General features: G+C 33.9%; 9 protein-coding genes. 8 read left to right on the forward strand and 1 reads right to left on the reverse strand.

The genetic code is table 11. The features are described 5' to 3' along the window. Positions 1-15: 15 nt before the first annotated feature. Entirely contained in the window at positions 16-1,152 is a 1,137-nt protein-coding gene (locus tag LPB248_RS16770) for a glycoside hydrolase family 26 protein (RefSeq protein WP_255462964.1), read from the reverse strand. Positions 1,153-1,457: 305 nt separating this feature from the next. On the opposite strand from LPB248_RS16770, the gene LPB248_RS16775 reads away from it, so the two are divergent. From LPB248_RS16775 to LPB248_RS16810, 8 genes are all read left to right on the forward strand, one after another. Continuing rightward, the gene (locus LPB248_RS16775) at positions 1,458-2,336 is read left to right on the forward strand and encodes an AraC family transcriptional regulator (protein ID WP_177212433.1); all 879 of its coding nucleotides are present in this window, start codon (positions 1,458-1,460) and stop codon (positions 2,334-2,336) included. 312 nt (positions 2,337-2,648) lie between these two features. Beyond that, on the forward strand, positions 2,649-5,816 hold the full coding sequence (locus tag LPB248_RS16780) for a SusC/RagA family TonB-linked outer membrane protein (protein ID WP_177212434.1): 3,168 nt from the start codon (positions 2,649-2,651) through the stop codon (positions 5,814-5,816). Positions 5,817-5,827: 11 nt separating this feature from the next. Next, positions 5,828-7,390 carry a RagB/SusD family nutrient uptake outer membrane protein gene (locus tag LPB248_RS16785; RefSeq protein WP_177212435.1) on the forward strand — a complete coding sequence of 521 codons (1,563 nt, stop codon included), beginning with the start codon at positions 5,828-5,830 and terminating at the stop codon, positions 7,388-7,390. A gap of 20 nt (positions 7,391-7,410) precedes the next feature. Further along, complete coding sequence (locus LPB248_RS16790; protein ID WP_177212436.1) at positions 7,411-8,484, forward strand: IPT/TIG domain-containing protein; 1,074 nt, start codon at positions 7,411-7,413, stop codon at positions 8,482-8,484. Between the two features lie 83 nt (positions 8,485-8,567). Continuing rightward, on the forward strand, positions 8,568-9,827 hold the full coding sequence (locus LPB248_RS17020; protein WP_218279832.1) for a fasciclin domain-containing protein: 1,260 nt from the start codon (positions 8,568-8,570) through the stop codon (positions 9,825-9,827). Between the two features lie 92 nt (positions 9,828-9,919). Continuing rightward, the gene (locus tag LPB248_RS16800; protein ID WP_177212437.1) at positions 9,920-11,152 is read left to right on the forward strand and encodes a glycoside hydrolase family 27 protein; all 1,233 of its coding nucleotides are present in this window, start codon (positions 9,920-9,922) and stop codon (positions 11,150-11,152) included. An 11-nt stretch (positions 11,153-11,163) separates the two neighbouring features. Beyond that, complete coding sequence (locus LPB248_RS16805; protein WP_177212438.1) at positions 11,164-12,129, forward strand: glycoside hydrolase family 5 protein; 966 nt, start codon at positions 11,164-11,166, stop codon at positions 12,127-12,129. 597 nt (positions 12,130-12,726) lie between these two features. Next, complete coding sequence (locus tag LPB248_RS16810; RefSeq protein WP_177212439.1) at positions 12,727-13,815, forward strand: outer membrane beta-barrel protein; 1,089 nt, start codon at positions 12,727-12,729, stop codon at positions 13,813-13,815. The last annotated feature ends 31 nt before the right edge of the window (positions 13,816-13,846 follow it).

Here is a 13,846-nt window from a genome sequence, read left to right on the forward strand (position 1 = left end):
TTTATTTTGGGGCAATTATTTTAATTTTTTCTGAATGTCTTTTTCAAAGATAGTCTGATCGAGATTGTAAAAATCAACAAAATCTTTTTCACTTACTTGTCCAGAAAATGGCGCATAATAATGCATTTTTTGTTCTTTTTCTTGCCAGCCGTGATTTCTCCACATCAAGACATAAGAAATTTTATAATCTCCAATTGCTTTTAGTAAAGTTCCTGTCCACCATTTCGGATCTGGAACGGCTTCGTAACCAGCTTCGGCCAGTGCCATTGGTTTGTTTTTTTGAATAGAAATTTCATTTAAAATCTTAAACTGTTTTTGAACTTCACTTATAAATTTTTCACCATTCGGGTCATCATTGTTTTGATAAGTATCAAAACTTAAAATATCGGCATAATCATCTCCAGGATAATTGGCTAAAAAGTCTGCTTCGCTATTAAAACTCCCAGTATTGTATACATATATCAAGTTGTGTACGCCTTTTTTCTGCAAATAATCAACTGTAAATTTCCAAGCTGTTTTAAATTCCTCTGGAGTGCAATTTCCTTTTCCCCACCAAAACCATCCGCCAGTAAGCTCATGAAAAGGTCTGAAAAGAATCGGAATGCTTTTTCCGTTTTTATCTTTTAGAGACAAAAAGAAAGCTGCAGCTTTATCTAGCCAAGAAGTAAATTTTTTATGATTTTCGGCACCAGGCAAAATTGTTTTTAAAGAATTAGGAACGTTATCCCAAGCATTTTTTCCAGTTGCAGGATTATCAAAATGCCAGCTTATGGTAGAAATTCCTCCTCTAGCATTGGCATCCATAATATATTGTTTCATTTTAGCGAAAGGAACGCCGTCAATATTATTAGGTTTATTATTTTCTAAACCTGCGATATCCCACCCATAAACAGCTGGATAATCGCCTACAACATCTTTTACGTCGCTTCGTCCGTCTTCATATTTCCATTTTACACCGTAAGCCAAATCATCTTGATGTCCAAACAGAAAACCTTTTTTCGATAATGTGTTTAGGTTTTTATAAAGTGATTGCGTTTCTGGAGTGGCTTTTTTATCTGAAAGTGACAAAATTGTATTACTGTTGTTTTTTTGAGATTCGCAGGAAGTGCTTATCAAAACAGCAGTTAGGAGCATAATAAAATGTTTTTTCATTGTCGGATTATTGGTTGTTAATGGCGCTAAATGATAAATATACAATGATTTATGATTTGAAAATCTACTGTTTGTATTACTCGAAAATTCTTTAGCGATTACTCTTTAAAATTATTAAAACTATAAAAAGATATTCGATTAAAAATGATTAATGTTTATTATTAATATTCTTTTTAAAGAAATGATAATTAATTTTTTCAAAGATAAACGGATGATAATAGTGTAATTAATATTATTTTATCAATTATATATCATATTATTGCAGTCAAAAATATACACATTACTTTCCTGAAAATAGTTTTAAGATGGGTACTACGAAAAATTTTTATAGAGAAATTGCACCGCTTGCTGCGGGTGACAGCTTTTTGGTTTTTGATCGTGTAAAAGATAGTTTTGATTTTCCGGTGCACTATCATCCGGAATTTGAGATTAATTTTATCCTGAACGGAAAAGGTGTTAAGCGGGTTGTGGGTGATAATATTGAAGAAATTGATAATGTCGAATTGGTTTTGATTGGTCCGAATTTATATCACGGCTGGGAATTGAATAAATGCACAAATAAAAAAATACACGAAATTACGATTCAGTTTCACAACGATTTATTTCATGAATCTTTGCTTGCAAGACGTATTATGAATCCGATTCGGGACATGTTTAATCGATCGATTCATGGTATTTTATTTTCAAAAAAAACTGCCGAAGAGCTGACTCCAAGGCTTGTGAGGCTTTCAAAATTGGATGGTATGGATTATTTTCTAGAAATAACGTCTCTATTATATGATCTTGCCAATTCTAGGAATCAGCGTTTGCTTTCTACTTATACAGTAGATTATGATACGTTTGATGATTATGATAAAATGAAATTGGTTTATGAGTATGTGCAGAAACATTTTGCTGAGAAAATCACTTTAGAAGACGTGGCAAATGTGGCGAGCATGTCAATCATTTCTTTTAACCGATTTATAAAAAAACGTACAGGGAAAACTTTTGTCAATTACATAAATGACATTCGAATTGGTTATGCAGCACGTTGGCTGGTTGAGAAAGATATGAGTGTTTCGGAGGTTGCGTTTAAATCAGGTTTTAATAATATAGCTAATTTTAACCGTAGTTTCAAGGCGACTAAAAATTGTACTCCAAGTCAGTATCGTGAAGAATTTTCTGGTTTGAAGCGCATTTTATAGTGATACTTTTTTATCACTTATAAATATTATTTTTAACGAAATCGTTTTCTTTTCTAGATTTCATTAGTTTTTATTCATGGTTGAGTTGTTTAAGAGGGTTGTCTTTGCGAATAATTCAATTTTTATCCGTATTTATTTTGATATGTGTTTTTTAAATCGATTATAGTAAAAATATTATCATTAAATGATATAATACTATTGATTTGATAATGGTCTCTGTTATAGATTTGTTAAATAATTTAAGAGTAACTTTTCCCTGGCATTTACTTTAAGATTATGCAATAAACAAATTTAACTAACCAAACACTTATTATGAAAAAACTAATTACTAGCTTCATTCATTGGAGGGCTGACCACAGAGCCGTTCCTTTGATATTATTTTTGTTACTGACCAGTAATTTTATTACAGCACAGGTAAAGGTTTCTGGAACAGTATCTGACGAGAAGGGGTTGTCTATTCCTGGCGCCAACATCATGGTTACAGGTACAAAGAAAGTAGCCTCGACAGATTTTGATGGGAAATTTTCTATAGAAGCACCCGCAAATTCTACTCTTTCTATTTCATTTATTGGCTATGTTACACAGACAGTCAACATAAAGAATGGAGGAACATTCAACGTGATTTTAAAACTAAGCGCTGAAGATTTGCGTGAAGTACTGGTAAATGTAGGATATAGAAGTGTAAAGAAAAAGGATTTGACAGGCGCTATTTCTACTGTTACTTCTAAAGATATTGCAGACTCTCCACAAGTATCTGTAGATCAATTGTTGCAAGGACGTGCTGCTGGGGTAACAGTTACAAACAACTCTGGACAGCCAGGAAGTAGTGTATCCGTTAAAATACGTGGAACTACTTCTATTTCTGGAACCAATGAGCCATTGTATATTGTAGACGGTATTCCGATTTCTGGAGATGCTGCCAATACTGCAACTGGAGGTTCTATAGTTACGGGTTATTTGGGAACAAATACAGGAAACGTAACTTCGAGTCCAATCTCTTTTTTAAATCCGAATGACATTGAAACGATGGATATTTTGAAAGATGCTTCTGCAACTGCTATATATGGTTCTAGAGCGTCTAATGGAGTTGTTATTATTACTACAAAAAGAGGTAAGAAAGGTACAGGAAAAATCACTTTTGATTCTTATTTCTCTGTTCAAAATGTAACCCGCTTGTTAGATACGATGACTTTGAGTCAATATGCTGCACAGCAAAATGCTTTGGCTGCTGTTTATGGCGTAACGCCGAGAGATGAATTTGCTGTTCCTTCTGTTCTTGGTAAGGGAACAAATTGGCAAGATGAGATTTATAAAACGGCTATAATGAATAATTATCAGGTTTCGTTTTCTGGCGCAAAAGATGGTACTAACTACTATATTTCTGGAGGTTATACCAATCAGGAAGGTATTGTTATTGGTTCTGGTTTTAAAAGATATAATTTTAAAACAAACGTTGATAGCAAAATAAAAGATTGGCTAACAGTTGGAGTGTCTGTTGGTGCAGGTATAACAAATGAAGATATTACAATAAATGGGGCGAGTAATGGTATTATCAGTACTTCTATTTTATCTACTCCAGATGTTGCGGTAAAAGATACAAATGGTAATTATTCTGGTCCACCGGCAGATGGGTCAATTGGAGTTTGGATCAATCCTGTGGCTTCGGCTTTGATGAATACCAATAAATTAATCAAGAAGAATTTCTTGGGAAATTTTTATGCGAGCTTTAGAATTGCAAAAGGATTGGAATATCGATTTGATTTTGGAGGCTCTACAAATATTGATAATTTTGAAGGTTTTCAGCCTACTTATAAATGGGGTTCGGCGGTTAGAGAAACCAATATGCTGACAGAAAGAGCAAACAATTGGTATCAACTTAATGTTAAAAACCTTTTGACATATAAAGCTGATGTAGGGAATCATCATTTTAACGTCTTAGCCGGTCAAGAGGCAAATGATAGTCATTGGTTTGGAAATTCGCAATCTGTTTCTGGGTTATTGAGTAATGATATTCATTCTATTAGTTTAGGAGATCCTGATTCAGTTATTGCTTCTGAATATAAAGGAAGTTCTGCTTTGTATTCTTTTTTCGGATCTTTTAATTACGATTATGATAATCGATATGGCTTGCAGGCAACGATGAGAGCGGATGGAAGTTCGAATTTCGGGCCAGGTCAAAAATGGGGTTACTTTCCTTCAGTTTCAGGTTATTGGAAACTTTCGAACGAAAAGTTTATGGAAGGAACGAGAGAATACATTGATAATATCAAGTTTAGAGGTGGATATGGAGAGACAGGAAACCAAAATATTGGCGGTGGCGGTTACATGAGTACTGTTCGCGCAATAAAATCGGCAATGGGTAACTTCTTTACTGTTAATAATATTGCAAATCCAGACCTAACTTGGGAAACTTCTAAACAAACCAACTTTGGTTTAGATTTTACACTTTTCAAATCAAAACTTCAAGCAACATTTGATGTGTATAGAAAAGAGTCTGAAGGATTTTTATTTGTATTGCCATTGCCGTACTACGTTACAGGTACAGATGCTTACCAAGGTGGTTTAGGAGCGCCAAGCGTAAATTTAGGAAGCTTAAGAAATCAAGGTTTTGAAATGACTTTAGATTATAATGAAAAGTTCGGAAAAGACTTTTCTTGGAATTCAAAAGTAATTTTCTCTACGAATAAAAATAAACTGTTAAGCTTACAAGACAATTTTGATTTGACAAAAGATGTAATGCTTAATGATTATACGACTAAGGCAGTAACCAAAACTGTAGTTGGTCAGCCAGTTGGCCAGTTTTACGGATATCAAGCAGTTGGTATTATTAGAACTAATGAACAATTGGCCAATGCACCAATTCCTTTTACAGGAAACAAAGCGGTAAAAAGCCAGTTGGGAGATGTGGAGTATGTAGATCAGAACAAAGATGGTTTGATTGATGATAAGGACTTAACCTATATTGGTAACCCAGCACCGAAATTTACTTATGGCTTCAACAATACTTTTAAATATAAAAATGTTGATTTAGGTGTCTTCTTACAAGGATCTTATGGCAATAAAGCAATGAACCTAACAAGACGTGCTGGTACAAAAAACCAACGTTTGTATGAAAATCAGTTGGCAGAAGCTGCAGATTTTTGGACACCAGAAAATACCGATGCAAAATATCCAAGACCTGATGGAGGAGACGGACATCCAAATATTGCAATCTCTGATCGTTATGTAGAAGATGCTTCGTATTTAAGAATCCAGCAAGTTACTTTAGGGTATAATATGCCTTCAGATGTGATCTCAAAAGCGAGCATTAGTAAATTAAGATTTTACTTTGGTATTCAAAATCTTTACACATTTACCAAATATACAGGCTATGATCCTGAAATTGGATCATATAACCAAGATCCATTATTATCTGGAATCGATTCAGGGCGTTACCCAACCAATCGTAGTTTCACTTTTGGAATGAATTTAGAATTTTAATTACTACTCTTATGAAAAAATATATCAATATAAAGACCTTAGTTTTATTCTTAACGCTAGGTTTGGCAACTACTTCTTGCAGCGAAGATTTTTTGGATCACCCATCTGAAGATAGTTACAGCAGTGACCAGTTTTATAATACTGATGAGCAGGTTGCAAGAACTACTTACGGAATGTATGGTGCAATGTGGGCTCCTTATTATACTAAGAACTTTTACGCATTGTCAGAACTATCATCAGGGAATTGTTTGGCTTATGCCGATGGACCAGAACTGATTCAGTTTAAATTGACTTCTGATAGTCCAATATTGTTAGATCCTTGGAGAGCTTGTTTTGCAATTATAGCGCAAGCCAATAACTTAATTAACAATATTGAAAAAAATGCCACAGCAGATGTGAATAAGGCAGTTATTAAAAACACAATTGCTGAAGCACATTTTTTTAGATCGATCGCGTATTTTTATTTGGTTCGTTTGTATGGACCAGTGCCTATTATAGAAGATAATTTGGCTTTGGCAAAAAATCCAATGGTAAATACAAATAGAATTGAAGACGTTTATACTTTCATTGAAAACGATTTAAAATTTGCCGCAGCAAATCTAAAATCAAAAATTAGATCTAGAACTCCTAGCGGAGACAATATTTTTGTAACTCAAGGTTCTGCTGAAGCATTTTTAGCCAAAGTATATTTATATGAAAAGAAATATGCAGATTCTAAATCAATGGCTGAAAAAGTAATCAATTCTGGTGAGTTCGATTTGATGCCAAACTTCGGAGATTTGTTTCTGACAAGTAGAAATAATAACCAAGAGTCTATTTATTCTTGGCAGTGGTCAGGAGCTATTAATACTTATGGAGGAGGAAATTTCTCTAATATTCAATATGGTTTAGATATTTTGAATGATAATGCTTCATACGGTGCTACTTATGTTCCAAGTAATGACGTTCAAGATGCTTTTGAAATTGGTGATTTAAGAAGAAAAGAGTCTTTTATGATTTATGGAGATTCTTATCCTAACATTAAAGGAGATGGTGTTGTAGGTTTTGTTATGGATAAAACGAAATATCCAGATGTATTGGCCAATACAGGAGCAGCGGTTAAGAAATATGTTGTTGGGCAAGTGACTAGCGAGACAGGACCAGCTGACGGGTGGGGCGGAATGAGTAACTGTAATTATATTATGCGTTATGCCGATCTTTTATTAATACATGCTGAAGCAACTATGGCTGGAGCTGATGAAACTACAAACGCAGCAGCAAAAGAGTCATATAACAAAGTGAGACTTAGAGCGGGTCTTGGAATTTTAGGGACTAATGTGCCTTTAACAAAAGCGGCTTTATTTCATGAGCGTAGAGTTGAATTTGCTTTTGAAGGAGAATTTTGGTTCGATTTAGGAAGACTGCCACGTCAGGAAGCAATCAATATAATTTCTAAGCAAGATAGAGGTTTCGATTCTCAGGGTGTAATACATTATACGCCAACGCCAACTGATTTTATTTATCCAAAACCAGATGTCGAAGTTAGAAAAAATCCAAAATTGAAAGAGGCACCAGTTCCTTACACTTTCAAATAATTTTTTAAAAGTAAATCACTATGAAAAATATAAAAAATAGCATGTTATTGAAGTTGTATTTTTTGGCTTCGATTTCAATTTTCCTCTTCGCTTCCTGTTCAAATGATGATTCGTCAGGTTCATCTGGAAAACTCGAAGTAACAGGTATCAGCAGATCTGTTGTTGACGACCCTTTGGTTGAAGGAGATAGAAAAGTAGATGTTCCTACCGATATTATTAATGCGGGAAATTACTATATCATTAGAGGATCTGGTTTTTCGACATTAAAATCAATTTCATTCAACGGATTAGAGTCTTATTTTAATCCGACATTCGTAACAGACAATGCAATTGTGGTTTTAGTAGATTCAAAAACGCCATACTACAATGAGATGGACGAAATGAAGATTGTAACCGGAAAAGGTACCTTGAGCTATAAAGTAGCGATTAGACCTCCAAGTCCTAATATTACAGGATTCCCTATTAATCCAAATCCAGGAGATATCATTACCATTACAGGTGAATATTTCTTGCGTCCTGTAGTTAATTTTGGAGACATCCAAGTTGAGCCAATATCTTCTACATTGACAGAGATTCAGGTTAAAGTTCCTGAAGGAAGTTACTTGAAAAGTTTATCTGTAACAAATGTATCTGGAACAACAGTGGCTCCAGAAACAATAGGTTCGGGAATTTATGATGATGCCTCCACAAATATTTGGGGTTGGGAAGATTTGTGGGATGATAACAACGAGCTTGATAAGGCTTATGCTAAGGATGTTAAGCAAGGATTAAAATGTATTCAATGGAAGTCGGGAGAATGGGATGGTTATGTAATTGGAATTAATAACTGGTCTTATCATGATACAGATAAATTTAAGGCTATACGATTTTGGATTAAAGGTGAAAAAGCAGGAAAAGTGAAGTTTTTTGCTAATGATGTTAATGTTGAAGCTAACACTGAAATAATTGAAATCAAAAGCTCATGGACTTATTTTGAAATACCATATACTGCAGTCGGAAGCCCTACAGAAATATCTAATATTGGATTTCAAGAATTTGGAGGATTTGGAGGTAATGTTATCTATTTAGATAATATTGGATTTGTATTGAAATAATTGGGAGGGATTCGAAAATAAATTTCGATTCCTAAACTGAGTTTGTTTAGTAAGATCCATAATTAAAAACTAAAAAAGAATTTATGAAAAATATATATAATAAAGTAAAACATATTGCTATATGTGCCTTTTTGGTTGTCGCTGCTTCTTCCTGCGATAACGAAATTGAAGATATTGGAGGAGCACAGCAAAATTATAATACTGCCTACGGCTTGCTTCAGGCAAATAGTAATTTAACTACGTTTACAAAAGCGATAAAACTAGCTGGTTTAGAATCTACATTAGATACAGCTGATAATTATACTTATTTTGTTCCTAATAATACTGCTTTTGATGCATATTTGGTAGCTAATGGTTATGTAAATGATTTAGGATATCCAGATGTAAACTTAGTTCCTGCAGCAGATTTGAAACAGCTTGTTTTAAGTCATGTTATTAAAGGTGTTAAGAAAAGAGTGGCTAAATTGGAAGGAGTTCAAGCAGACTATCTGGAAACAGGAGATTATGCGACAATGGCAAATGCAGTAAATGCAGATTTATATTTGTTAAGTATTAATGTAACCAATAACACTTTAAAAGTAAACGGATCAGATAAAGAAGCGCCAGGATTAGATTATTACGGAACAAATGGTTTTGTAAATGTTTTAAGTAATGTGATTGAATTGACTCCTCCAGCTCCAGTAATTAGCAGCTTGTCGCAAGTTCTGGCTTCTCCAGGAGATGTTATAACTATTACAGGACAAAATTTCGTAAAAGTTAAAAGCGTTAAGTTCGGATCTACTGAAGCGACATTTACTGCAGTTTCTAAAACAGAAATAAAAGCAACTGTTCCTGCTGATTTTGATTCGTATGCGCTTATAGTTATTGAAACGGATTTTGGAGTGTCTGCTCCAAGCGGAATCGGACTTAAATATTTATTATACGAAGACTCATTGAAAGGATGGGGCTGGGGCTGGGGAGGAGACATTACCTGGGAAAGCACTGAAAAAGTTAGCAGAGGTACAAATGCAATCAAAAAAGTTGCTGAAGCTTGGAGCGGACTTTTCATGCACTCTGATCTTCTTCTAAAAGCAGCAGATTATCAATTTGTTAAAATGTCTATTTTCCCAACAGAAAGTACTAAAATTATGGTGACCATAAATAGTGATACAGGCGATTCTGCTAAAGGTACGACGGTTACTTTAGTGCCAGGACAATGGAATAATATTTCAATTCCTATTTCGGCTTTACACCCTGAACTTTTAACTGATGGAAATTTTGACAGTGTGTTTATTCAGGAGTTTTCTGGAGGAACAATTACTCCGTCTAGTATTCTTTATATAGATGATATCGGATTTTTATAAAAATAATAATAGGTTATGAGTTAGTTTGAGGTATTCCCTAATTGAGAAATTAGGGAATATCTTTTTATATGTCTTTTTTAAATGAATAAAGAATGAAAAAAATAATTTTAGGGCTTATTCTAGGTATTTCGAGTTTTGCTTTTAGCCAAGGCAATACACATAAACAGCAAGGCGGGAAATTTGAAGGATTAGCGATGACACCACCAATGGGCTGGAATTCTTGGAATACTTTTGGAACCAATATTAATGAAAAATTAGTGAAAGAAACTGCAGATATTATGGTTTCTTCGGGTCTGGCAACTTCAGGTTATAATTATATAGTTTTAGATGATGGCTGGATGACGCACGAGCGTGATGCAAACGGCGATTTAGTGCCAGATCCAGAAAAATTTCCTAATGGAATGAAAGCGCTTATTGATTATGTGCATAGTAAAGGTCTGAAATTTGGTTTGTACAATTGTGCAGGAACAAAAACCTGTGCAGGTTATCCAGGAACAAGAGGTTATGAATATCAAGATGCTAGATTTTATGCAAAACTCGGAATTGATTTTTTAAAATACGATTGGTGTAATACAGAAGGAATTACAGCAAAAGAAGCTTACACCACAATGAGCAATGCGATTAAAACAGCTGGAAGGCCAATTGTTTTCAGCCTTTGCGAATGGGGAGACAATCAGCCATGGGAATGGGGAAAACCAATTGGTAATCTTTGGAGAATATCAGGAGATATTTACCCATGTTTTGACTGCGAATTCAAACATCCAGAAAATTGGTCGTCTTGGGGATTCATGAAAATTGCCGATATGAGAAAAGATATTCGTAAATATTCAGGTCCTGATCATTGGAATGATTTTGATATGATGGAAGTTGGAAACGAAATGAATAATACCGAAGATAAAACTCATTTTGCAATGTGGTGCATGCTTTCTTCTCCTTTATTTACAGGAAATGATTATCGTAAAATGTCTAAAGAAACTCTGGCTATTTTAACGAATAAAGAATTACTGGCTGTCAATCAAGATAAATTAGGGATTCAAGGTTTTAAATATGCTATATTAGATGGAGTAGAAGTATGGGTAAAACCACTTTCAGATGGAGCTTGGGCGGTTAGCTTTGTAAATAGAATCGAAACTTCAAAAAAGATCAATTTCGATTGGAAAAAGAACAATATCAAAGATGCTGATTTTGGTTATGAAGCTGATTTTGTAAAAACGATATTCAAAATAAAAGATCTTTGGAAAAATAAAGAAGCAGGAAATACAAAGAAGCCTTTTAGTGCAGAAATAGCTTCGCATGATGTGATTACCTTAAAATTAATCCCTTAAATTAATACATTATGAAATCAAAGTTTTGGTATGCAGCCTTTTTGCTTTTGTTGTTTGTAAATATTTCAAAAGCACAATTTGTAAAAAAGCATGGGCAATTAAGTGTTCTTGGAACTCAGCTTGTCGATAAAGATAATAATCCAATTGTGCTTCGCGGATTAAGTTTTGGTTGGCATAGCATGTGGCCGAGATTTTATAATGAAAAAGCAGTGAGTTGGCTAAAAAAGGATTTTAATTGTAATGTGGTTCGTGCCGCAATGGGCATCGAACTTGGAGATTTCTCCTATATTAATAATCCAGAATTTTCTAAAGAGAAAATAGAGGCAGTAATAAATGGTGCTATAAAATCTGATATCTACGTAATTATAGACTGGCACAGTCATAATATAAATCTGAAAGAAGCTACGGCCTTTTTTGCAGAAATGTCAAAAAAATACGCTAAGTATCCTAATATTATATATGAGGTATTTAATGAGCCGGATTATGAAACTTGGTGGGAAGTGAAAAATTACGCCGAAGAAGTAATTCGAGTAATTCGTGAAAACGATCCTAATAACATTATTTTGGTCGGCTGTCCGCATTGGGATCAGGATATTGATCTTCCAGCCGAAGATCCGATAAGAGATTATACTAATATAATGTATACTATGCATTTTTATGCGGCAACTCATGGTAAAGAATTGAGAGATAGAACAGATATGGCCATTAAGAGAGGGTTGCCAGTTTTTATTTCAGAATCTGCTGGAATGGAAGCTTCCGGAGACGGAGCTTTAAATTATAAAGCTTGGCAGGAATATATAGATTGGATGGAAGCTAGAAAATTAAGTTGGATCACGTGGTCCGTATCTGATAAAGATGAAACTTGTTCTATTTTGAAAAAGTCTGCCAAATCGGATGGAAAATGGAAAGATGAGGATTTGAAAGAATCAGGAATTAAAGTCCGTGAGTATTTAAGAAAATATAATAAAGAAGAATAGATCATTTTGAGTCGTTTATACAAAATCCCGTTCATTTAAATGAACGGGATTTTTTTTGTTTTTCTATATCGTAAAAGCGCTTTTCAGTTCTTAAATCAGAGGTGTTTTGTAAGGGTATTTTTTGTAAGAATTTTTTCTTGTTGGAAAAAGGCTTGCAAGCTGTTTTTTCTGAAAGTGTTTTACATGTTTGTTTTTAATGTTTTGCGCATGACCCCTATTTTTTTATGGGGTAATTTGTTTTGAAATGTATTTTTATAGTGTTTTGTGTTTATTTTTTGTAGTAATTTTTGCTTATACCCATTGTGAAATTTAAAAATAACGAAAAAATACGTTGTTGAATTTTCAAAAACAATTATCTATAAATGTCAAATCACGATTATTGTCGACTTAATTTTTGTAATCCATAATTCTTCGTCTAAAACGTCAAAAAAGCAGTTTTGAATTATTCTACTCATGCAAAAGTTAATAAATTCGCTAATGAAAATGATGATGATTTGAAGGCGCATGAAAGGTTTTAGAAATGACTTATACTATTAAATAGATATATAAAAGATTAACTAACCAGAATCAATTAATAACTAAAAACCAAATTAAAACATGAAAAAAGCATTTCACATTTTAGCCGCGATGTTAACAAGTTCTTTTGCCTTTGCCCAAGAAGAGGAAGCAGCCGCTCCAGCAACCACATGGGGAGGTTCTGCAGATGCGTACTATAAATATGATTTTTCAAAACAAATGAATGGATTAACGAGCTTCACCAACTCGCAGAATTCATTCGAATTAGGAATGGCATCGATCGAAGCGAGCCATACTTTTGGAAAAGCTTCAGTTTTTGTAGACTTAGGTTTCGGAAAAAGAGCAGCAGAATTTTCATATAATGAAACACCAGATAAAGATGCAAGTGCAAAATTTATGATTAAACAATTATTTTTTACATACAATTTGACTGATGAATTTAAAGTAGTAGCAGGTAGTTTCGGAACTCATATCGGTTATGAAGTATTAGATGCAGTAGATAATAAAAACTACAGTATGTCTTATGCGTTTTCTTACGGACCATTTTTTAATACTGGGGTTAAAGCGCAATATACTTCTGGTAAATTTACAGCTATGTTAGGATTAACCAACCCAACAGACTTTAAATCAGCTATGGATGCAGGTTCGTATCAAAAAACGTTCATTGGACAAGTAGGATATATTGGTGATACAGGAAGTGCTTATTTGAATTTTACAACAGGAAGTACTAACCCGATACCAGGAAGCTTAATTCCGGTTTCAGACGAAAACAAAACGCAGTTTGATTTAACAGCTTCTAAAGCAATTTCAGATAGTTTCTCGCTTGGGTTAAATGCAACTTATGCTAAAACAACAAATGATTTTGATAGTAATTTAGACGGAGATTGGTTTTCTTTGGTAGGATATGCTACTTATTCTTTCAATCCAGCATTGCTTTTGGCTTACAGAATGGAATATTTTGATGCTAAAGATGCGGCGCCAAGTTTAGGAACTTTAGCAGGATCAAATGTATTTGCTAATACTGTTTCTTTAAATTATAAAGTTGGAAAATTGACTATAATTCCTGAGCTAAGATACGATGCAGCGTCTGAAGATATTTTCTTAGATAAAGATGCATTACCAACAGGCGGAAGCTTCTATGCCTTAATTGCAACAACATACTCTTTCTAGAGATAAAGATTGATATTTTTTTTTTTTTTGG

Source organism: Flavobacterium sp. LPB0248, from assembly GCF_013388355.1.
Lineage (GTDB): Bacteria > Bacteroidota > Bacteroidia > Flavobacteriales > Flavobacteriaceae > Flavobacterium.

What these genes read in the sequence shown, in the direction of transcription:
- LPB248_RS16770 (WP_255462964.1), bottom strand. Translation starts at nt 1,152, where the DNA reads ATGAAAAAACATTTTATTATGCTCCTAACTGCTGTTTTGATAAGCACT.
- LPB248_RS16775 (WP_177212433.1), top strand. Translation starts at nt 1,458, where the DNA reads ATGGGTACTACGAAAAATTTTTATAGAGAAATTGCACCGCTTGCTGCG.
- LPB248_RS16780 (WP_177212434.1), top strand. Translation starts at nt 2,649, where the DNA reads ATGAAAAAACTAATTACTAGCTTCATTCATTGGAGGGCTGACCACAGA.
- LPB248_RS16785 (WP_177212435.1), top strand. Translation starts at nt 5,828, where the DNA reads ATGAAAAAATATATCAATATAAAGACCTTAGTTTTATTCTTAACGCTA.
- LPB248_RS16790 (WP_177212436.1), top strand. Translation starts at nt 7,411, where the DNA reads ATGAAAAATATAAAAAATAGCATGTTATTGAAGTTGTATTTTTTGGCT.
- LPB248_RS17020 (WP_218279832.1), top strand. Translation starts at nt 8,568, where the DNA reads ATGAAAAATATATATAATAAAGTAAAACATATTGCTATATGTGCCTTT.
- LPB248_RS16800 (WP_177212437.1), top strand. Translation starts at nt 9,920, where the DNA reads ATGAAAAAAATAATTTTAGGGCTTATTCTAGGTATTTCGAGTTTTGCT.
- LPB248_RS16805 (WP_177212438.1), top strand. Translation starts at nt 11,164, where the DNA reads ATGAAATCAAAGTTTTGGTATGCAGCCTTTTTGCTTTTGTTGTTTGTA.
- LPB248_RS16810 (WP_177212439.1), top strand. Translation starts at nt 12,727, where the DNA reads ATGAAAAAAGCATTTCACATTTTAGCCGCGATGTTAACAAGTTCTTTT.